Source organism: Paenibacillus sp. 2003 (assembly GCF_031455635.1).
GTDB classification, from domain to species: Bacteria; Bacillota; Bacilli; order Paenibacillales; family Paenibacillaceae; genus Paenibacillus; species Paenibacillus amylolyticus_B.
The window spans coordinates 2,185,434-2,208,861 of the sequence record NZ_JAVDTB010000001.1 but is presented as its reverse complement, the minus strand read 5'-3'; the positions used below and the strand labels follow the sequence as shown (position 1 = coordinate 2,208,861).

Annotated in this window: 16 protein-coding genes; 13 read left to right on the top strand and 3 right to left on the bottom strand. The window is 35.9% G+C overall.

All coding sequences use genetic code 11. The features are described from left to right. Positions 1 to 322 precede the first annotated feature (322 nt). From J2X75_RS09485 to J2X75_RS09470, 4 genes are all read left to right on the top strand, one after another. Positions 323 to 679, top strand: coding sequence for an ABC transporter transmembrane domain-containing protein (locus tag J2X75_RS09485; RefSeq protein WP_310336719.1), 357 nt, complete (start codon positions 323 to 325; stop codon positions 677 to 679). Between the two features lie 66 nt (positions 680 to 745). Next, the gene (locus J2X75_RS09480) at positions 746 to 1,162 is read left to right on the top strand and encodes an ABC transporter substrate-binding protein (RefSeq protein ID WP_310335987.1); all 417 of its coding nucleotides are present in this window, start codon (positions 746 to 748) and stop codon (positions 1,160 to 1,162) included. Between the two features lie 180 nt (positions 1,163 to 1,342). Then, positions 1,343 to 1,807, top strand: coding sequence for a hypothetical protein (locus J2X75_RS09475; protein WP_310335986.1), 465 nt, complete (start codon positions 1,343 to 1,345; stop codon positions 1,805 to 1,807). 313 nt (positions 1,808 to 2,120) lie between these two features. Then, on the top strand, positions 2,121 to 2,519 hold the full coding sequence (locus J2X75_RS09470; RefSeq protein WP_310335984.1) for an RDD family protein: 399 nt from the start codon (positions 2,121 to 2,123) through the stop codon (positions 2,517 to 2,519). Between the two features lie 281 nt (positions 2,520 to 2,800). Here the strand turns inward: J2X75_RS09470 and J2X75_RS09465 are convergent, their stop codons facing one another. Then, positions 2,801 to 3,805 carry a DGQHR domain-containing protein gene (locus J2X75_RS09465; protein ID WP_310335982.1) on the bottom strand — a complete coding sequence of 335 codons (1,005 nt, stop codon included), beginning with the start codon at positions 3,803 to 3,805 and terminating at the stop codon, positions 2,801 to 2,803. Positions 3,806 to 3,948: 143 nt separating this feature from the next. On the opposite strand from J2X75_RS09465, the gene J2X75_RS09460 reads away from it, so the two are divergent. The 9 genes from J2X75_RS09460 to xerS all read left to right on the top strand — a co-directional run bounded on the left by J2X75_RS09460 (position 3,949) and on the right by xerS (position 20,626). Beyond that, a complete protein-coding gene (locus J2X75_RS09460) occupies positions 3,949 to 4,311 on the top strand; it encodes a helix-turn-helix domain-containing protein (RefSeq protein WP_310335979.1) in 363 nt (120 codons plus the stop codon). An 8-nt stretch (positions 4,312 to 4,319) separates the two neighbouring features. Next, positions 4,320 to 5,015: a hypothetical protein gene (locus J2X75_RS09455; RefSeq protein WP_310335978.1), complete on the top strand. Its 696-nt coding sequence runs from the start codon at positions 4,320 to 4,322 to the stop codon at positions 5,013 to 5,015. Positions 5,016 to 5,036: 21 nt separating this feature from the next. Then, positions 5,037 to 8,813: a hypothetical protein gene (locus J2X75_RS09450; protein WP_310335976.1), complete on the top strand. Its 3,777-nt coding sequence runs from the start codon at positions 5,037 to 5,039 to the stop codon at positions 8,811 to 8,813. 134 nt (positions 8,814 to 8,947) lie between these two features. After that, a complete protein-coding gene (locus J2X75_RS09445; RefSeq protein ID WP_310335975.1) occupies positions 8,948 to 12,490 on the top strand; it encodes a hypothetical protein in 3,543 nt (1,180 codons plus the stop codon). A 627-nt stretch (positions 12,491 to 13,117) separates the two neighbouring features. Then, complete coding sequence (locus J2X75_RS09440; protein ID WP_310335974.1) at positions 13,118 to 14,362, top strand: RES domain-containing protein; 1,245 nt, start codon at positions 13,118 to 13,120, stop codon at positions 14,360 to 14,362. A gap of 106 nt (positions 14,363 to 14,468) precedes the next feature. Continuing rightward, positions 14,469 to 16,469: a hypothetical protein gene (locus tag J2X75_RS09435; RefSeq protein ID WP_310335972.1), complete on the top strand. Its 2,001-nt coding sequence runs from the start codon at positions 14,469 to 14,471 to the stop codon at positions 16,467 to 16,469. Then, a complete protein-coding gene (locus tag J2X75_RS09430) occupies positions 16,466 to 17,347 on the top strand; it encodes a hypothetical protein (RefSeq protein WP_310335970.1) in 882 nt (293 codons plus the stop codon). Before J2X75_RS09435 ends, J2X75_RS09430 begins: the two co-directional genes overlap by 4 nt. Positions 17,348 to 17,561: 214 nt before the next feature. Next, entirely contained in the window at positions 17,562 to 18,815 is a 1,254-nt protein-coding gene (locus J2X75_RS09425) for a hypothetical protein (RefSeq protein ID WP_310335969.1), read from the top strand. 740 nt (positions 18,816 to 19,555) lie between these two features. Beyond that, positions 19,556 to 20,626, top strand: coding sequence for a tyrosine recombinase XerS (gene xerS, locus J2X75_RS09420; protein WP_310335967.1), 1,071 nt, complete (start codon positions 19,556 to 19,558; stop codon positions 20,624 to 20,626). A 959-nt stretch (positions 20,627 to 21,585) separates the two neighbouring features. On the opposite strand, the gene J2X75_RS09415 is transcribed toward xerS, so the two are convergent. Then, complete coding sequence (locus tag J2X75_RS09415) at positions 21,586 to 22,260, bottom strand: hypothetical protein (protein WP_310335966.1); 675 nt, start codon at positions 22,258 to 22,260, stop codon at positions 21,586 to 21,588. 465 nt (positions 22,261 to 22,725) lie between these two features. Next, a complete protein-coding gene (locus tag J2X75_RS09410) occupies positions 22,726 to 22,965 on the bottom strand; it encodes a hypothetical protein (RefSeq protein ID WP_310335965.1) in 240 nt (79 codons plus the stop codon). Positions 22,966 to 23,428 lie beyond the last annotated feature (463 nt).

Here is a 23,428-nt window from a genome sequence, read left to right as displayed (position 1 = left end):
CTTTTAGCCCGCTGCGATTTTCCAAAGAGTTGTAATCGTTGGTGAAGACTATTCTCTTTCATTTTGTCCAAGCATAGGCTTACTTACATCAGTATAGGCGACAGTTTAATGATGTAAGTAACTCCTTCACATATTTATCCATACTAAATGGAAAATATTACGGGAGTTACAGATCAAAGAAGTCATATTTGTCTATACAAGAAAAAAACGAAAACTTTCTCCAACAACACTTCTTTTGCTTGGCGAGAATGTAAATACTTCACCATTCATTCTCAAGTTAAGCGACGAGGTCATATGTCCAATAGGGCTTATAATCTTGTTTGTGTGGCTTCTGGTGGAATATGCGGCTTACGCCTCACTCTATGATAAGACCTATCGGGCAGCATACAGCCTCGCGGCCTCAGGAAGGTTGAAGTTGGCCGAACATATTCGTCATCTGTCGCTAGGATTTTTCGGAAAACGTGATCCTGGGGATCTGACGAATCTGATCTTGAGTGATTACGGCCAGGTTGAGCATACGATCTCTCACAATCTGTCGCAGCTAATCAGTGCAATTGTGCTTGCTTTTGGCGGACTTCTGTTGGTGGATTGGAGAATGGCCGTAGCTATGTTTATTGCGGTTCCCTTAGGTATGGTTCTGTTCTGTTATGGCTTACGGATTCCATTCAGGCACGACTGAGTGAGAACCATGTTCGGGCCAAAAACGAAGCCGCCAGCCGGCTGCAGGAATACCTGAGCGGTATTCGTGAGATCAAGACCCACAATATGGGGGGGCAAACGTTTTGAACGGCTGCGTCGTTCTTTTGATGAATTGAAGTCAGCTTCCATTGGGTTGGAAGGCATCATGGGACCTACAATTGCATTGCCTTACTCTTACTATGATTGGAGAGCTCACCTGACATTCTTGGCAGATACGTTTGGAGAAGAAAGCAAGAAAGATGAATATCTGGCCAAGTATGATGCGAAATCTGCAGAGTGGAAACAAAAGCTGGAGGCGGCTGTACATGGTGAATCCTTTGCCGTAATTGAGACATATCCAAACAACCTGGTCATCTATTCCAATAATGGGGCAGCTGAGATGTTATACGGTGAATGGGGCCTGAAATCTCTAATGTCGATAATTACAATTATTCGTACACAGCGATGGGGAGAATGGAGCTAATGGACCGCCTGGGTACGATGATTCTGGAAGGTCAGAAGTAGTCGTTGGATTAGAGCAATTTACGATGGATTAACTTTAACATTTAACAGAACCTAATAACGCCTATGTGTAATTGTGTAATTTGTTCGAAATCATGTAACTTGAACGGTTCTGGCTGCGTTTAGACATTGGGGTGATCTGATGTTGGTGAACGCGGTTCAACGTTACATGGTATTAGGACTGATATTTATCGGGATCTTCTTTACAGCACTCATCGTTCTTGAGAGGATTGAAGGGTACCATATTACAACGGCAGAGTATTACGGCTTACGTAATCTAGGGGGCTTGATATATATTTTGTCGCTTATCCTGGGATTCGGTCACTATTTAGTCGCTTTTTATGTTGTTATTCTTATCCCGATCTCATGGCTGCTGCGGAAATATGTATGCTTTCCTATGATGAGAACTTTCATCTATATGATTGGGTTAGGATGGGGCGGGCTGTGGGTTTTTGATCTCATGTACAATCCATATTTCGTGAATGGATACCATCTGAACCGAATGACATCGATATGGATATTTGCCATCGCCGGTTTAGTCTATGCCATTGTGGAGAATAAGATTTGGCGAAGAGGGAAGATGCAGAACGAACAGAAGGCTACTTAACAAATGTTGAGTAGCTTTCTTGGTTTACATAATTATTATGGTGTTTTCATGAAGACTCAGAAGCTAAATACAATATTAGAAAGGATTATGTAAGAGTAAGTAGTGAACATGAACAGCAGTTAAGTTAATTCGATAGTTTGTTATAAAATTCACAAAGAATGCAATTAAAATGAGATAGGAGTTTTATCGTAAAAAGGTAAAATTTTCTGTTATACTATTTGAGTTGTGTACATAAAGTTAGATATTTTAATGAAGGGAGTTCATGAAGTAAATTAGCCGTTTAGTTTAAAATTGTAGTTTGGAGGAAAGCATTTTGTATAAAGCAGGTTTTTGGATTAGATTAGGAGCAAGTGTGTTGGATAGTCTTATTATTTCAATTCCGTTAGTGATTATTGCAGGTGTGCTTACAGGTAACTTTGATGCGGATGAGCCGATTGCCAAACTACTTAGTGCGTTATATTCAATTTTATTACCAGTTTACTGGTATGGTCGAACCATCGGAAAACGTATATGTGGAATTCGAATCCGCCAATACGATACACACGAACCGCCAAAAATTGGTACGATGCTGATGCGAGTTGTTGTGGCTGGACTTGTGTACGTATTAACTTTGGGTATTGGAGTTATTGTGAGTGCTTTTATGGTCGGTATGCGTGAAGATCGACGTGCGATTCATGACTTTGTAGCAGGAACAGAAGTAGTTTGGGATTAACTCGAAGAATATAAAAGAACTGGCTGTGCAGGGGTAAAAATCACTGCTTTTAAATCATTTGTACTGTTTCACAAAACTCGTATTTCTTTTAGTTTGTTATTATCATTGTTAAATCTTGATAATATAATGTTTTTATATGTTGTGACACATAATATTAACTGATATAAGTAGTAAATCTGGAATATAGATTATGTCTTAGTCGTCGCTTTTTTAAAAGAACAACTAATGAGACATAAAGGTATAGGAAACTGTTTCAGAACCTATACCAATACTTAGATCTTCTAACTCTCTTTTTCCAAATTCATAATATCGAATAATTCTGAAGCTAAAGTCTTAGAACTTGAAATACCTTTTAAATATTTAAAAGGACCATCTGTAGACCAATCAATCCTCTTCAAGCGTGTTACTGACTTGATAAACTTTTGATGGTCTATTTTTGTTGAGTTTTCTTTCTTACAGTTAGACAAAGCTTTGGATGCAGCCATGGCTAGGGCGTCTAAACATACAATATGCGTAAGTTTGTATTCTTTATAGTTCATCCATTCATGAGGATATTCTTGTCGCATTAAATTGAAAAACTCAAGTACAAGATCTACCTTTTCATGTTTTGATAAATTTGTAGTCTCGGTGTCTTTGAAAAAATACTTTAGCATGCGATGGAGATTCTGAAGAGTAATATGTCTTCCTTTACTCCGTTTCCCTGTAATACTACCTATATGATAAAAAGGACTATCGTTAAATATCAACAGTTCAGTTGACATCCAGCTCAATTCATCGTGTTCTCTCTTCAAATATTTACTTAGAGAAGTCCCGAGTCCCTTTGCTTTTGTATTAATAGTATCGAAAAATTCGATTTCTTCATCGTCATCTAAATAGTGAAAAACCATGAAGGGAACATTAATTTCAGAATGCGTTTCCTGAGTATAACGTTTAATACCTCCTAGTCGATGCTGTCCGTCCAGTACAGAAGCTTTACTCTTGCAAAGTAATCTTCCAAACATAGGTCTACTAGAGTCATACGCTGTAAATTCCCACATACCAGATGCATTCAAGAGAATTGGTGTAAATAATGCATTATCACCTTTGGAAAGGTATAGTGCAAATTCATCGACACGTTTCGGATCAACTGGCCGTTGATATCCTTTTCCAGTTGGGTCGTTATATGGTTTAACATAGGTTGAATGCATAGCAATTGAGGATGGAAACGCACTTTGGTATGCAATTTTCCCCCTCATTTTAGTTTGGAGAACATTTTCTATAACTATTTGATGAGGTAATTGTCTCATGAAGTACACTCCTATAGAAATTTTATTTTTTCTAAGTAAAATATATATCTTAAATTATATAATTACTAATGGTAATATATAGTTTGAGTATATTTATTTCATACATAAGTACACCTACTCTTAAGGGAGAGGTGATTGTACTTATGATAAAAATTAATGCTTTTGTAGGCGAGCGAATAAAATCTCTAAGAAAGTCAAAGGGATTAACTCAGGCTAATTTAGGAGAACAAGTAGATCTACCACAGCCTTATATTGGTGGGATCGAAAAAGGGGAGAGAAACATTTCTTTGGATACCCTGCAAAAACTAATAGAAGCTTTAGATATAACACCAGAAGAATTATTCCGTAATTATGACAATGATTTGTCCAATAAAGAAGCGCACGAAATTCTAGATCGAATCAATGCACTTCTCGTAAAGAGAGATATTGAGGAAATTAAAATAGTTGAGAGTTTTGTGAATGACATACTCAAAACAATTGATAATTTAAACAATCTAAAGAAATAGAGGATCAAATGAAAAGCAGATTACTTGATTATTACACGAATAAAGTAAGGGCACGTGTGCTTATTTATCAGAATATGCCGTTTCTATTCTGGGGATATATGATCACATGTATATTAACCCTGCCAATCTCAATTTTTCTACTAATACTGTTATCAACAGAAAATTGGACTTTGATTACGATTCCATCTGCGACTGTTTTCTTTGTGTTCTTTGTTTATATACATAAACAGTTCAATAATAAAGCTCGGATTATACTTAATAGAGAGTTTTCAGTTAAGACTGAAAAAGGTAAGTGGATTGACGGTTTTCATGAAGTCCAGGTTCACCTTATAACAGAATATCTAATAGAGCATAACCTCTATTCAAAATGGAAAATTGAACGTCTGATGGACTCATATAAGGCAGACAATAGCAAAGACAAAATGCCGCCACTTATTGCACCAAGTATATTAATAGCAGTTCTTGCTCCAAACTTAAATTATCTTCTCAAACATATTTATGAGATGAGTATCTATCAATCTACCGAGGGGCAATTTGCTATATTCTTTGGTGTTTTATTTATATCCATATTTTTAGTGACAGTCATAACATTTTGGAAAAACCTTTTTGAAGAGTTCACTGAAATTGTTGTTTATAAGAAAGTAGGGCAGCGTAACAATCTGATTTCTATTTTGGACGATATTCTAATTACAATAGAAAGTTAGCAACAAATAGGGGGCATGATTATGCTTGAAATAACGGGTGATGAGATCGCTCAACTTAATGATTCTGATTTGAGATCCTTAATTGGACTACTTTGTGAAGCTGACTTATCATCAATGCAACTCCAGACCGCAGGTGTGACCTGGGGAGGTAATCAAAATGCCAAAGATGGTGGAATAGATGTACGCGTTGAGGCAAATTCTTTACTAATGAATGATGGCTTTATTCCCAGACAACATACAGCATTTCAAGTGAAGAAACCTGATATGCCTCGGAGTGAGATTCTACTAGAAATGCGTCCTAACAAGTTACTAAGACAAGTGATAAAAGATTTGGCCGATAATAACGGTGCTTACATAATAATCAGTAGCCAGGGATCAACTTCAGACTCTTCATTAAAAAGTAGAAAATTAGCTATGCTGGAAGCCATATCGGATTACAATAATGCTTCTCAATTGAAAGTGGATTTTTATGATCGTGAGCGGGTTGCAAGTTGGGTGAGAAGTCACCCTGCTATAGTTCTATGGGTTAGAGACAAGATTGGTCAACCAATACAAGGATGGCAAGCATTCAGTAACTGGGCAAACCATACTGAGAGCACAGAAGAAGAATATTTATTGGATGGTACGTCTCGTCTGTCTAACTCTTCAAGTGTTTCTACAGAGAGTATGGATCTGCTACAAGGTATTCATGAATTGAGAACCATATTAGGGCGACCTGGTTCTTTTGTTCGTCTAATCGGATTATCAGGAGTGGGAAAAACACGCTTAGTTCAAGCGTTATTTGATAAACGAATTGGTGAAGAAGCTCTTAATAATTCGTTGGCTTTTTACACTGATCTAGGTGATGCTCCGATTCCCGACCCTAGATCTTTTGCTGCAAGACTTAAAACACTTAGAAAAAGAGGAATACTGATCGTAGATAATTGTCCTCCTGATCTTCATAATCATTTAACTAAGTTATATGCCAATGATAATTACATAAGTTTACTCACAATTGAGTATGATGTCAGGGATGATCAACCCGAACAAACAGCGGTTTTCCGATTAGAACCTTCATCAACTGAGCTAATTGAGAAAGTAATCAGTAGAAGATTTAAACACATAAATAGCGTTACCGTAAGACAGATAGCAAAAATTTCTGGTGGAAATGCACGTGTTGCCATTGCAATAGCTAGAACAATCAGTATAGGAGATAATATCTCTCATCTCAGGGATGCAGAATTGTTCAATAGATTATTCATACAACGAAATAATACTGACTCCAAATTACTTAAAGCAGCTGAAATCTGTTCACTTGTATATTCGTTCAGTATTGATACTGTTGGGCCAAACAGTATCGAAATAACCTTACTAGCCGAGTTATCTGGAATGAGTGTATTAGAGCTTTATCAGAACATAGCTGAACTAAAGAGGAGAGATCTTGTACAGCAACGAAGCTCTTGGAGAGCTGTATTACCACATGCCATAGCTAACAAACTGGCTCAAAATGCGCTGGAGAATCTTCCTAAACAATTGATTAGAAGTACATTTGAAATACATGCTAATCCGAGATTATTACAATCGTTTTCAAGAAGGCTTGGATATCTCCACAATAGTCAATTAGCTCAAGAGGTATCTAAGGATTGGCTTTCAAGGGGTGGTCTATTAAAGGATTTTCGAAAGCTCAATAAGGATGCTCTTAATATCCTTCGAAATGTAGCTCCTCTTCATCCTCAGTTAGTACTTTCACGGTTGGAGGAAATTAATGAGCAAGATAATGAATCGATATTTTTCTCGCGTGAAAATTCTGATTTCTATTACTACACAAATTTATTGAGATCCCTAGCATATGACAGCGACTTATTTGAAAGATCTACTAGGTTGCTCTGTAACTTTGCTCTAACAGAAAATGTTAACGAAAACCACAATTCAATACGTACTACACTAAAATCTCTTTTCTATATCTATCTTTCAGGAACGCACGCTTCTGTTGAGCAAAGGCTTGGGATTATATCCTGCCTCATAGAATCAGATCTTGATAATGAAGTTAAACTTGGAATATACCTCTTAGATGCATCACTAGAAGCCTTAAATTTTTCAGCTATTAATAGCTTGAACTTCGGTGCTCACGTGCGAGATTACGGGTACTATCCAAAATCCAAAGAAGAAATCCAAACTTGGTATGGAACGTTTATTGAATATGCTGTGACAATTGGTATATCGGATAAGCCAATTGCAAATGAGATAAAGGTAGTTTTATGTAACAAATTCAGAGGGCTTTGGACTAGAGCAAAAGTCTATGAGGTGTTAGAATCTGCTGTAAAACGAATTTTGGCTGCTAAAGAAACATGGTATGAAGCTTGGTATGCAGTTAAAAAAACTAAAAGGTATGATTCTGATAAAATGTCCGATGAAGTTTCGACTCGACTTGACTCGTTAAACACGTTGTTAGGACCTAAATCATTATATGATGAAGTAATGCTGTTAACCTTACAGGGTCAGGGATACCCCTATGATATATTCGAAACTGAAGAAGCATTTACTAAGGTTAGGTCTCTTTCAAATGAGCTCGGACATAAGCTTTGTTACCAAGAAGATATCCTTAACTCTTTGTTAATTCATCTCCTGAGTACTAATAACAGAAATATATATGAGTTAGGACAAGGATTGTCCCAAGGAACCAGTGATGCAAAAAGATTATGGACTCACATGGTAGAGAAACTGAGTGAAATTACGCCCTCAAACCGAAAGTATCATCTACTACAAGGGTTCTTATACTATCTTGCATTAACTGATAAAAGTTCTGCTGAAGAAATCTTGGATGAAGCAATCGATCACGAATTGCTTTCAGAAGTCTTTCCATCGCTTCAGTCCGTTGTAATAGATACTGATGGTCTAGATCGTCTGAAGAGGTCGCTTCAACTCGGAAAAGCACCGATTTCGTCTTTCGCAAGTTTAGCTCTAATACAAACTCATGATATAGACTTTAATGAAAAGTTCTTCGAATTAATACGTCTTATAAGTTCAAAAGAAGATGGATTAGCTGTAGCTGTAGAATTATTTTATATGCGAATTTCCGGAGATAATAAAGGCTTAAGCCAAGACATTATCAGTTTAGGCCAAGAATTGGTTTTAAATTATGATTTTTCTCAACATTCATTTGATAATCATCATTTTGTGTCTGAAATAATCAAGATCTGTTTTACAGATGTGGAATCTACCCGTAACGCTAAACGTATTGCTACTAAGCTATATTCTTCAATAACAGAAGATAATGTGTTTTTTTCTGATCTTGATCATGTTTTTTTGTCTTTGGTGGAGGTTCAACCACTTGAGTTTTTAGAAGTGTTTGTAAGGGATACAGAAGAGATGGATTATAGAACTGCTCAGATATTTAGCGGGCAACTAAACCTTAACCCACTAAATTTGATATCTGATGAGCTGATAATCAATTGGTGTGATGTAAAGAAAACAGAGCGATACCCCTTAATGGCATCCATTATTGATGCTTATCAAAACACATCGCCATCGCAGCAAATAGAATGGACCTCCTTAGCAAAGTATTTGATAGATAATTATTTTGAACCGACTGTTATTCTGGAACATTTAATGCATGTTTTTCATCCAAATCATTGGTCAGACTCACTGGCTGATTTAATGTTAAAACGTCTTCCCTTATTAGAAAGCTTAATGAAATACGAGAATCCAATTGTTGTAGAGTGGGCTAAGAATAAAGAGCCAATTTTGAAAAAAGAAATTAATCGGATTCGTAATTGGGAGCAAGCTCAAGAACAGAATCAAAATGAGCGTTTTGAGTGAAAATTAGAAACCATTCGGAATATCAAAGATACAGTAACCAATCTAACGATTCAAAAAAAATAAAATTTTGAAATTGACCTGACTCAGATCTCTATATGTAGTGGAAATATTATTTTTGATAAGGATTGATCTTTATGAAAGATAAGCAACTGAGTAATCCATTTTCAACAGGTGGCGGAGGGTTACATTTTGAAGCTCACGTCCAAGCTTCTTTTGTAACATTGATGCTTACTGGGGGAATAGTACCTTGTTTACCGCAATGGCCGGTAATCGGAATAAAGCTTCAAGGTAAAATTGATGGATTTAATACGGATGACTTAATTGTAACTGTTGAAGAACCTTTTTCAAAGAGAAAAGCTAAGATGCTTGCACAGATTAAACATAAAATTGGAATTACCCAAGGAGACAGTATACTCTCAGAAGTAATGCAAGCTGCTTGGAATGATTTTAATAATTCCAATATCTTTACCAAAGAAAAGGATGTTATTGTTCTTATTACTGGTCCATTAAATGCTACTGATTCACATAATGTTCGATGGATATTAAATCAGGCAAAACACACCAAAGACTTAGAGGAGTTTAAAAGGAACGTAACTCAATCTAATTTCAGTCCGTCTAAAAGCAAAATCAAGTTAGATGTTCTGAGGCACCATTTGAAGTTGGCGAATGATAACACTGATATTTCAGATGATGATTTTTATTCATTCTTAAATCATTTTTATGTTTTATCTTATGATCTCGGAGAAGAAGAGGGAATTGTTTTATCACTTTTGCATTCACACATCGCACAATTTGACAAACAATACCCGCATTGGGTTTGGCCTCGCATTGTTGATATTGTACAAACATGGAATCAGAATGCTGGAACCATTACATTTGAAAAACTTCCAGATGATTTAAAAGAACTATTTCAACTCTCAAATGTGTCTCATATACCTGACAAGCTATTGATAAAAACAGAAAAAATAAAAACAGATTGGTCTAATTTTAAAGAAGCACCCACACTTGCTTTAATTAACTTAATAGGGATGTGGGAAGAAAACAATGAAACTGACATGAGAATATTAAATAGTTTATTAGAGAAAGATCATCCAAATTGGCTACTTCAGGCAAGAGAGATGCTTTTGCAAAATGAGAGTCCTCTTTCACTCAGTAATGGGGTTTGGAAAACAAAAAATCGAACTGATCTATGGTCGATACTAAGTCCTCGTATTTTTGACCAGAATCTGAACCATCTAAAAGATTTAATCATATCAGTACTCTCTGAACCAGATCTTTCTTTTGAACTTCCTCCAGAAGAACGATTTGCAGCTGGAGTTTATGGGAAAAAGTTAACATATTCTTCATATATCAGAAATGGATTAGCTCAATCTTTAGCACTCTTAGGTACCCGTGGAGAAGATTTAATAAATTGTTCTGATGGTTTTCCTGAAACAGTAACCATACTTGCTATCCGCGGAATATTTGAGGGAGCAGACTGGAAGCTTTGGGGGAGCTTGAATAAATTACTTCCAGTTTTAGCAGAGGCTGCTCCAGAAGAGTTCTTGTTTGCAGTTGAACAAGCACTGCACTCAGAATATTGCCCATTTGTTGAACTTTTTTCCCAAGAGGGTAGTGGAGTTACCGGTGGGAATTATTTGACTGGATTGTTGTGGGCGCTTGAATCTTTAGCTTGGGAAGAACAATATTTAGTGAGGGTATGTATAATCCTTGGTGAACTAGCTAGCCTTGACCCTGGTGGTACATGGTCTAATCGTCCAGCCAATTCACTTACAACAATTTTACTGCCTTGGCTTCCACAGACTGTAGCACCGATACAAAAACGTAAGGTTGCTGTTAAAACGTTAACTAAAGAGCTGCCCAATGTTGCATGGGAATTACTAATCAGCCTGCTTCCCAATCAGAATCAGACTTCAATAGGGTCGCACAAACCGTTGTGGCGTGACAGTATACCTGAGCAATGGAGAGAAGAAACTTCCCAAAGTGAATATTGGGAACAGGTAGAATTTTATTCAGATCTGGCTATCTCTCTTGCTAGTAAGAACACAACATTTTTAAATCAGCTCATTGACCACATAGATGAACTTCCACGTACTTCATTCAATTTGCTACTTGAAATATTGTCTTCCGAGAAAGTTATTGGACAGCCTGAAGAAGAAAGATTTTTTCTGTGGAATAAACTTATGAATCTCATCTCAAAACATCGTAGTTTCTCTGAAGCAGAATGGGCTTTAGATGATGAACTGATAAAGATTCTTGAAAAAGCTACAACAAATATGATTCCTAAAAATCCAATACTCTTACATCAGAGACTATTCGGTGAATATGATCCTGATTTATATGATGATCTGGAGAATTGGGAAGAAAACAGCAAACAACTTGAAGTGAAGCGTCAACAAGCAATAATACAAATCTTAGAAATGACTGACATTTATGGAGTAATTGAATTTTCATATAGGGTGCAATCTCCCTATTACGTAGGTATAAGCCTTGGGGCGGTAGCAAGTGAAAACAATGATGAAATTTTATTCTCAAACTATTTAGAATCTGAAGATGAAAATCATATATCTTTGATGAGAGGTTACATCTGGTCACGTTATGCTAGAAACGGTTGGTCTTGGGTAGACCAGATGCACAAAGCAAACTGGAGTGTAGAAAAAATCAATCGATTTCTTTGTTATCTACCTTTCAGTAATGAGACTTGGGATCGTGTTGCCAAGTGGTTAATGGAAAACGAGTATGAATATTGGACAAAAACAGATGTGAATCCCCATCAGAAAGAATGCGATCTAACATTTGCAATAAACAAACTAATTGAATATGGAAGGCCTTTTGCTGCAATTCATTGTCTTAACGTGGTCCAACACCGGAAGCATAATTTGAATATCAAACAATGCTTGCAAGCACTGGAAGCAGGTTTATCCTCATCTGAGCCAAGCTATGTCATAAAGCCTAGTATGATCGTAGGACTAATTAAAATACTGCATCAATCTCCAGAAGTTAAGTTCGAGGATCTTTTTCACATTGAATGGGGTTATTTGCCTCTACTGAATCGAGGCGGTAATAAAGTTGCTCCCAAACTACTGGAGTATCATATTTCAGAAGATCCTGAGTTCTTTTGTGAGCTTATCCGTAAGATATATCGTTCTAAAAAGAGTGAATCATTAGTCGATTCAAATGAAGAATCACAATCAACTGCTTCGAATGCTTGGAAATTGCTTCATGGTTGGCGAATACCTCCAGGCAGTCGCGAAAATGGAGATTTCGACGATGAATTCTTCTTAAAATGGCTTCAGCGAGTCAAAGAGATTTGTTCAGACTCGGGACACTTGGAAGTTGCACTAATTAATGTTGGTCACGTTCTTGTCCATTCTCCACCCGACGCAGGAGGTCTATGGATAAATGAATCTGTGGCTACTGCATTGAATGATAAGGATGCAGATCCTATTCGTAGGGGATTTAGATCTGGGGTACTTAACTCGCGAGGTGCACATTGGATAGATCCGACTGCACAACCTGAACTCAAACTTTCAGATGAGTATATGCTTAAAGCCGAAGATACTGAAAATGCAGGATTTCAACGGTTTGCAGTCACTCTAAAAAGTATTGCAGAATTTTATGATCGTGAAGCAAAACGGATTATCGACAGAGAGATAAGTGAAGATAATGAACGATAGATGGCTATGGCTTATAGTTTTCTAATTAGTAACGGTGTTCTGTATGCGAACTTCTTCGGAGAAGGCAATTTTCAATTGGAATAAATCCGTTATTGATACACCACTTTTGAATCAATTCAGTTGCATATATGCCAGCTTTCTCAAAAGGGCTGGTCTCTTTGTTGTAAATAAACATTAGTAAAAGGATAAGTAACCTACAGACGCTGATCGAAGCATGTCACGACTTCGAATTGGTGGTCGACCTAGAGGAGCTTTTCCGATAACATAAAAAGAAGCAAGGCAGGGCACCGGCTCCTAAGTTAGGGGGAAATATTAGATTTCCAACTCATCCAGGTAAGACTCTGTGTTTGGCATGTTTACGCTCAATAATATCCAAATTAACTTCTCTTGATTCCACAGAGTTAATTCCATTTGCTTATTATGACATAGATTTAGTGTGATAAGAAAATATAGATGAGTCTTCAGTGACAGTCTGGACATAGGCTACGTACAGTGAGGGTTAGCATAATTGGATGTTAAATTTTTTAGGTTGATGAAGGTCGGATTCTTCAACCTTCTTTCTGATTGAGAATCATGGGTAGCTAAATAAACTATACAATTAAGTTTGAATAAGGAGAGAAAATTCTGATGGATCTAGTATTTAATATGAATAATGGAGAAGTATGTAAGGCTTGCGGATTTTTAATCTTTGATCTGTTCAAGACTCATGGAAAACCGATCGCGGATTACGAGAAGTACGTGAAGGACCTTAAAGCCACATCCACTGATAACTTTACGTGTATTTTATGTGAAGAAGACATAATATCGCGTCAGGAATACCATAAACTAACGGTCCCTCACGAAGTAACACTCAGTTTAGCTGATGTCTTAGGAGAAGATATTAAGCAATGTGAGTACTGTTTACAACACGAGATCCCCTTTATGGGCGAATTAGGACTTAGTGGAAGATCAGTTTCGGAACATCTAAGCTCATCAAAAGTACCGGATGAACTTCTTCCGGCATTAGCTGAATTAGTACGCTGTTCAAGTTGTGGTTATGGACGAGAAGCAGCATCCAGTGATGATCCTATGTCAGGTGTTTTCAAACTCACTGATGATATCTACACTGAGAGCGACATACTTTGGGGATTTGATGATGAACAGTTCTCCAAATTTGCAGAACAATATGGAGAATATATTAATGAAAAAGGTTTATTAGATTTAAAGAACCATCTCAAATCTTCACCTTTATTTGCATTTGAACACCCTGTAGGTAAATCAATTTATAAGGTATTACAAGATCACTTTGAACTTGAAGAATATACGGTCGTAAAACAAGGAGAACAGATACTGTATAGAGGACGTACCAGAGAGAAGCAGGGAGAACAACTCAAATATCATCAACTTGGGGCAGCGCCTTTAGGTAAGCCTTCTCATGGACGCTACAATGCTATCGGGGTTCCCGTATTCTATGCTACGGATAATATCGATATGATTCCTTATGAATTACGGCCACAATATCATCAGGTAATTGATGTCGGCACGTTCGAAATCACTAAGAAAGAGTTTAAACTTTTTGATATTGGTCATTTTGATTCGTATTTTGCGGGCTTTTTTAATGAGATTAATGAGGATGATAGCACACTAAAAGAATCGTACTTACTCCCAAATTTCATTGGAGCATGCTGCAATAAGATTGGATATGATGGTGTGGTGTACTTAGGCGTTCATCAAGACGATTCCTCATTAAGTTACACGAACTATGCTCTCTTTAATATGGAAATAGATTTGGATCTTACCCCTTCAACAGATGTGGAGTCTTACGACCTTTTATTTAATATTTCGATGAAAGGACGAGAGGAGAAAAAAATCTCTTTTGATTTACCATTTTAATTAGATCTGCTTGTTCGGAGTTAACACCATGTACAAATAGATGCCACCAACTAAGACATATTCATATTTTGTTGAGTGTTTTTTATAAAAAAACAAGGAGAATACAATGTATAAAAAAATAAAAACTTGGAATTTTGATTCTAACAACCCTTTTGATGAAATGTTATCTAAATATATGACAGCTATCTTTGATAAAATAGAACTTGCTTTATGGAAAATATATCTTAAAAACACTCCAGTCGAAAAGGTTCATGGCAATCAAATTATTCAGTATTATTTAGATAATCATTTACAATTACAGTGGGACACAGACCTATTTAATGAAGAAGCGACATTACCCATTGTTATTGAATTATTGGATTATTTGCTTACTTCAAAAATGGAGGACTTTTTGAGAGAAGATCTTAGGACTGAAGAGAAGTTGGAAGAACCGAATACAATAAATCTAACATTTTCTCAATTTCTTGAGCAATATAAAAAATCTGAATCAAATCTGGTAGATTACACTAATGAACTACTTTACAAGAACATAAGACAAGAATCTGGTGAAAAACCACTTTATTTTCTTTTGTATCGTCTTCGTAATAATCTATTAATTGGATATGAGAGCCGGAATTATTCAATAAAACATATACGTAAATCACTTGAATACTTGTACAAGAAAATAGAAGATTTATTAAGAGAACATATTCTTTATACTCATTGTGACAGGCTAACTAAAGATTCTATAACACAATTAACTAATCAATTTCAATTATTGATAATCTCAAGGTATGCTAATGAGCTGAGGATTGGTAAAAATGCTGACGAAGGTGAGAGGATTTATAGTGAGGCAATTAGTCAGTTCAAAGATTTAGATGAAATTAAGGAGTTAGCATCAAGTTATAGTCAGAAACTTGAGGATCTTATAAAAGGCGATATGAATGTTTCTATACTATTAGACTGGTATGACTCCTATAGTGAGGACATTCGTGAGGCTGCTTCGTGTATTCAAGAGATACCGTTAAAGGTATTAAGCAATCAACGGGTAAGTATGACGAATACTCTTCGTAATATGATTGTTAATAGAATTATTGTCCATACAGATTTTGGAGTTGTTCTCGAACAGGCATTTAATGCACTTGATAATGAACAAATTAAGCATCTAGTAAATCAAATGTGTTTAGAAAGGCTAAATGATGTAGTTTATACAGTTGCTTTGCATGTAAAGCATCTGAAAGCTGATAATAGCTTCTCAAGACTTGAATTCAGAGATTATGTATTCTTATCGGATGCACTTTTTGAAGGTTGGCAGAGTGAAATAACAAAAGGGTTTGATATACCTCATCGCATTAGTGCCCCTGACGAACCTCAAAAAGAATATACATGGGTGCTTGTAAATAACACCAAAGCAGCTAATGGTGATCTCGAAATGGCTATAACGAGAGCTGAAAATAAACTGAAGAGCAGAATAAGCTTAATGTATTTCTTCGCTACACGTGAAGAAGAACACGAATTTACGATTAGTGACAGATATGTTGCATATAATAACGACATTAATAGCGTTTCATTTGGGTCATCATCAAAGAAAACAATCCCTTATAGTCCCAAATCAATTGATGATTTTGACTCGACATTAATTGACCTCTTATTAAATTTTGATCTTAAAGAAAGTCAGTGGAGGCAATCAATTTTAAAAGCTTCAGAAAATTTTGATCACTTTTGTCGGACATTTGATGTTAACGATCAATTAAAATATCTAAAAGCTATGCTTACAAGTTTGTTTGAGCCTGTGGAGCATCCTTCTAAGCTTGCTGCGGCATGTTCAATATTTATCTCAGGGACTAATTACAATCAATCTAACGTAACTTACGGTGATATGAGAGTTTGGCTATTCGAAGACTTCTTAGAGTTTTTTAATATTGCTGATGTCTCCGGGAAAGAGGCTTTAAAAGAGCGTATAGTTGAGCGGTTTAAAGTTTTTTGCAAAAGTATCTTCTTTACTACCCTCATCAATTTCGATTCAATCAAATTAGATCTTAAAGAATCAATTTTTGATATCATTGACTGGCTACTCTACATCTTTCCAAATGATCAATTTATAAATGGAAAGGAGCTGGGACAGTGAGTTTAGAAAGAGCAACCATCTTAGATGAAATGCAAGGAGAAAAGTGCTTTATATATAATCAAGAAGGGTTAACTCTTTTAGGCCAAGGAACATTTTCATATGTTAGGCCAACAGTACCATCAATGATGCAAGGTTTACCAGTTCCAATTCATTCATTCAAAGACGAAACTTATCTAATGAAAATTAAGCAGATCACGAATGAACTTACGGATGCTTTATATATAGTCAAGGTCTTGTGCAAATATGACGATAAGTTCTTCGCACTTGAATTAAAGGACATACGGTGGATAAACAAGGCGGGCAATCTTGAAACACAAATTTCAACTGAACGAATATTGTTGACCGAGATAGATGAAGAAGATTATTCAAAGATTTCTAATGATAGGTATGAGTTTAATTGGTCGGAACTAATTGTTCCTGATGACTGTTCGGGTGCAAAGCAATCTGATGCTTTTGAGGATCTCATTAACACATTAATACTGCACGCCCAAACAGAGAATTTTAGTCGAATCGGAGTAGGTGTAGATCGAGCGCGTGACGGTCAATTCGAAATAAACATGACTTCGTGGTTGCCAAAAACAAATGTATCAACAAAATGGATACTTCAATGTAAATACTCAGTAAATAAAAACACTAGTTTAACTATTGAGGAAATATATACAGAAATGATTAAAGTTCTTATGCATCAACCTGATTACTATCTAGTTGTAACTAATCGTAAAATTACTAGTGATTTTTTAGATTGGTTCAATAGTGATCTTATGCAAGGTACAAATTATTTTATTCCATTCAAAAAAGTACTAATTCAACGTGAAGAAATAGAAGCAATGCTTTCAACACCAGGAAATCTACCTCTTAAGAAAAAATACTTTGGTTGATCTGCATTTCATCCCTGGTGCTGTGTCCTTTCAATCCCGACGTTTTAACCTCGTACTACCGACTATGCGAGTCGAATAACGAATAAGGCAGGGATAGTATAATTTGATTAATATCTTTTGATGGCTGTATGAAAACTATCCTCAAAATGCTCTCAAAGAATGTTCTTAAGATGATTTTTTCACATATGGAATTGATAAGATAGGAGCTGAGCAATTGAAAAGCGGAGATAGTAAGGTAACGGAAAATGATTTTCATAACAAACTAGGTGATATCTATCCGTATTCCCTAATAAGGTACCTTTCAGGAACAGGAAATCTTATGACTGCTTCGACATCTTTACCTGTTTCATGGGAGTTTTGTTTAGACATCACGGGGACTAGCCACTTTATTCTAAAATACCAAGGGCCCCCTTACTATAAACGTGAAGAACACAGTTTTTCAGGATACTGCAAAGAAATGGATGGTTGGTCTATTAATATTGAAAAATTGTGGGTCGCATCCATTGTTTATAAGTCAGACGGTTTGACACAAGTACTTTACTGTAAGTCACCAGAGTTTATTTTCGAAAAAACAGGAGAAGAAGTTTGTCGCCCTTCAAAAGCAAAGGTCTATATAACAAATTTTGATTTTTTAGGTCTTGAATATTCTCGAATCAACGAACATATGGTGCTCGATAAGTTCTTGGTTGACCTGAAGCGCTTAACTATAGAATTTAAACTAATGGAGAAAACTAAGGAAATTAAGGATCTCATTAATATTGATAGGATTAATTATGGAATATTATCCTATTTTATGGTGTCACCTTACGAAAGCCAAACCATAGAGGAACTAAAAGATGAGATTCAAAGTATAACTACTTTTCTCAGTTCATTAACTTTAACAACTAATCATCCACAAAAGGTCGAATACTACAATGATAATAATGAAATAGTAAGAATCGATGTTATGGACACTATAAAATCAAGATTTAATAGTAATGCTATCATTGATAACCTTATGATTAGGGGCGGGCTTAAGAATCTATTTGAATCTTCATATCAAAAGTATAGAGAACTCGAAGATCCCTTGAAATTACTTGGGTATGTCAACAGAACCGTTGACTTACAAAATCAAAAATTCATTGACAACAAACTTGCCCACTTAATTATGGCGTATGAATTCCTGATTTCAAACTATCTAGTCAGCCTCGGTTTAAGTAGAGACAAATTAGAGGAAATGAACATTCAACAGAAAATGACATTACTTAATAAACGGCTGCAATTTATACCCAAAAAATTATTGAATGATGATTTGAGAAAGGTCAGGAACCCATTATTCCATACAGGCACAATCCCATTTATGGAGAGCGGAGAACTCTACAACTTTTATACTGAGTATAATGATTTGCTTATGAGAGTTTACCTCAGGATCGTTGGTTATAATGGGGAATATATTTCTAGGAAAGATTATAAGCCTACACAAGTGTAATATTGAAATGTAGATTTCTCTAACATTTCATCTAATCTTACATTCATAATTGAGTCTCAAAAAAATCTCATAGTATGAAATCAACTCAAGGACTAGCAATAAACCTCATTTAATACGTCTAAATTCTCTGAACGCACCACAAGGAGGGAGAAAATGGCCTTAAAGGTTGTTAATTTCCTTAGTAGATAATTTTTGAAAAGTTTGTAGATTGGGCTGAAAAATCAGGTGAATTCAAAATTGGATAATAAGGCATAAGCAGTATTATCATTAAGGGATAATCGTACAAGAATTTGATTAATTCGGAAATCAGATCAGTCTAACGGCCGAGAATGCCCGAGAAACGATTGGATTAGCAGTTGAACTCTTGTTCATTCTGCTAAAACAAAAGCCCGTACAACGGCTATTAAAGAGAATACGGCCTATTGGAAAGGGGAGACCGAGAAGATTCATGAGTTTGGCGCTCCTCCCAGGGCCCAGCTATCTAAGATCCAAAAGGGTTCCTTTATTGGTGAATTTGATAAAAACGATCAGCCTGTAAATACACTAACCGTTGAACTTGAAGTTAATTATTACTTGAAGTTGCTATTTTAGCGGCTTTTTTATTTTATCGTGAAAGTAGGTACTTAGCAACGAAAGAGAGCGTTCAACTCGGTACAACAACCACATAATTACGTAAAATAATAATTTGACGAATAAATAAAGATGAGATATATTAAAAACACGGAGGTACGTATACATATATGGATAAACAAATGAAAATGCACTATATGCAACGAATTGATGATAAACTATCTGATTTGCCTTGGTACGTTACAGAATTTATCGATAGTAAAAAACGAAAGTTATCTCCAACGACACTTCTTAATTATTGCCATGATTACATTATCTTTTTTGATTGGCTTATCACTGAGGATATAACTTCATCAACCCGGAAAGAAATACATTTAGAAACATTAGAACGATTAACCATTCGTGAGGCGGAAAACTTTATGTCATTCCTGGATTATCAGTTGGGAAACAAAAAGCTGACGATTAATCGGAAATTGTCCTCACTAAAATCTTTGTTCGATTACCTGCAGAATAAGGCTGAAACCCGCGACCTAAAGCCTTATATCCAACGAAATGTTATGGCCAAGATGGATTTGAATACTATAAAAGAAAGCCAGGAAACTATCGCAAATCGTATTGAAGGAAAAATTCTAAGAGAAGACGATTTTGAATTGTTCAGACAATTTGTAGCCTATGATTTTGGCGAAAAGCATAAAGACAATAAACGGATCTTTTCGTTTCATCAATTTAACCGTGAACGTGACACCGCAATTATTTCGTTGATATTGGGTTCTGGGCTTAGATTATCCGAGGTTTCAGGCATTAATACGGATGATCTAGATATGAATAAAGCTTTAGTCCGAGTAATACGTAAAGGTGATAAAGAACAATATGTTTACTTTAGCAGGCAGGCATTAGTGGATTTAGAAAGTTATCTGAGTATTAGAGAAACAAGATATGGAACAGAACAATCCGATAACTATTTGTTCGTAGCAGCGCCTGTAGGTCGTAAAGGAAAAAGTCGACGTTTGACACAACGATCTATCGAAAAACTCGTTGAAAAGTATGCTACAGCCTTTGGAAAGCCTTCGTTAACAGTGCATTCTCTCAGACACTCCTTTGCAACACGATATCATCTGGAAAATAACGATGTACCCAGGTTAAAGAATCAATTAGGACATTCATCTATTCAAACGACAATGATATACACACACCTAACTGACGAAGAGATGCGTAATGCAGTAAATAACATGGATCGATAAACCCGCGTCGCTATGCGGTTTTTCTAAGACTATTACACAAAATCCGTATTTTGACTAATAGTCTTGCGAAATTGAAGTCAAGATAATTCCTCAAAACAAAAAGCCGCTACTTTATTTACCATTTAATTAATTCAGCTTGCTTTAATTCTCCATTCTCATCTAAGAATTTCTGTGCATCATTAGAATTCAATAATATTTTTGTCGACTGATAAATTCCTTCCTCACTGGATGGTCGCACAAGCATTTGTAAACTGTTCTCTTTTGAATCTATGATTTCATGAACAATTAAGTTATAGTAACCAACAACAGTATATAACTGGAAGGTTTGTCCCATTAGCCTGTTATACTAAGATACGATATATCTTCTTCATAATATCGAGGAATTAAAGCTTTCTTCTGTAAAGTTTTTTTTAGATATTGTAATTCAGTCATAAAATTAAAAAGTACATTAGCACTTTGTAAAGACTTCTGGTGAGGCTCCTTATCAACGACCACACGGGATCCATGAGGTATGATTTCGTCATTTCCATTCGAAATTTTAATGTCCAAAACTCCTCTCGATTTCAAATTTGAATGTACTCTACACGCTGAGTTTTACCACTAAATCCTCTACATTCCAATCTGATAATTTTATCAAGAAATACCTAACTGAGGGTTTTCTAGATAATTGTAAACTTCTCTGTAGTGCCTCTCTGCGGACCTTTCATTTTTACACGAATCCTACCATGGCGCTCTTTTTATTTCCAGCAGGTCTCGCCCTTCATTGTCATGAACTCCTTAGAAACTAGTATACCGTTTTTAAAATGAAGCTATACTGTGGGAGCAAATGGCACAGCCTCCTTCAATAATGAACACCTCACGAATATGTGTATCAGCCATGTAAATCGGAATCTTAATATAAAGCATTAAGCCAACTCGTGTGGAATATTTCTCCATACTTTATTTCTGATAAGAATGAATCAAGGAATCCTATAGATACCCCATAAGAGCATTTCCCATTCTATTTCGAGCGCCCTACCAATGTTGTACTCCAAAGTAAAGAAATCGTGATCTCGTTCATCGCAAAATCTCTTAACGTTAGAATTACATAACTCCTTAATCTCCACGGCGCTACCGAACTTATCAAAAGATTTGTTAATACGCTTGATTTCCTTGCAATCCTTACTGAAAACAGTATATTTATCAGGAATTCTGCTCATAGGATTTACACCAATCAAAATATTGTAACAAGGGATTTTCTCTGAATATGTAGCCTGTTTATTGATATCCTGTATTACACCATTTTTTACACCATAATCGCCGTAAAATACCTTATCATATCCACTTTCCCCATTACTTTTCCCTCGTTCAGTACTAGCAATAAACCAAGCATGTCGTGCCTTGAATTCAAACAAAGCGACCGGCTCTGTCTGCTTATATTGATACCTAATTATTGCCAAGTCTCTTCTTTTCCACTCACGCTGAATAAAGTATGTGTCATTGTCTTTGAGAGCTTTAGCAAATTGGATGTTGAATTTATCACGGATGTTCATTTCCGTTCGGGAATTGCTGTAAAGAGTAGCTAATTCATTTGGAATCCATGTTTCGCTTAAAGTGCTTAGTAAGTTTTCAATATAATCTGGTGTAAACAACATTATTGAACAACACTCCTAATACCACAATTTCTTGAATAATCTTCTTTTACGGTTATTCCATGATGTCAGTTCTTTACATCTTTAGCTGTAATAATTCGACAAATTATCTGACAAACCCTCCCTTTTACAGCAAAATAACAATTAGATATACGCCAATCTACATTAGGAACATGTTCTTGTCCAATACGGAAATCGGTGAGGTTCTTGTCCCGCGACACACTTGTACCGATAACATAAAAAAGCCGCTAAAATAGCGACTCTTCAATGCGATCATGTTCTTGTCCCTCGACCGTAAGGTCGTCAACCTTATGGTGGGTTTTCTCGTTCTGCGAAATGCCCCTTCTTGATCATTTATTAATTTGATTTACAATTAACTAACTCGACAATTTGTGTGATCCAAATTCACAAAACAATTCTCTCTTTTAGTTTTCATATTTTGATTTCCATTAGTAGTACTATCATAAATCAATCTCCAAAATCACCTGTTGGTTTCCTGCAACTTCCTTGTACGCTTCCTGCAGTTTCTACCGTACCATGTTTGGCGTTATCATGAGCTGTCCTTGCCGCATATGCCTCCACACTGGTCTTATAACATTTCCCCCATGATGTCCCAAAGTGACTTGGATCATTACAGAATACCTGCCATCCAGTTTCTAAAAAATGATCGTGAGCCTTTTGTGATTCTTTTGATCCCTTCAATTCCATTGTTCATCCTCCTAATCGTTTTAAGTTTTTGTAACTGTTTTATTAATCTTGAAGTTAAAACTTTTTATAAAATCTTTGAGATATCTTTTGCATCTTTTATACATAAAACACCCTTATTTTGTGGAAATTTTTGCAGATAAGCTCATTGCGGATGTACTAGGTCGATATTCTCGGTACATTATAAATAAATTTTGTAGTATTTTTGAAGCCTTTATTTATACAAAACGGATTAGATTTACACCTGATAGGCCATTAGAAAAAGTTCTTACAATACGGTAATCATTGACTCAAGTTCTTGTCCCTAATATGAATTTTTTAATTTTGTATTAATAAAGAGACACATGGATAACCTAATTTTTGTTAAGACAAAGTGGTTAGTACGATTAAGGGAGTGATTATGCTTCATGCTCACAATCGTGCCACTACCTATGGCTTTGACTCCTAAATGAAAGAAGGACAAATC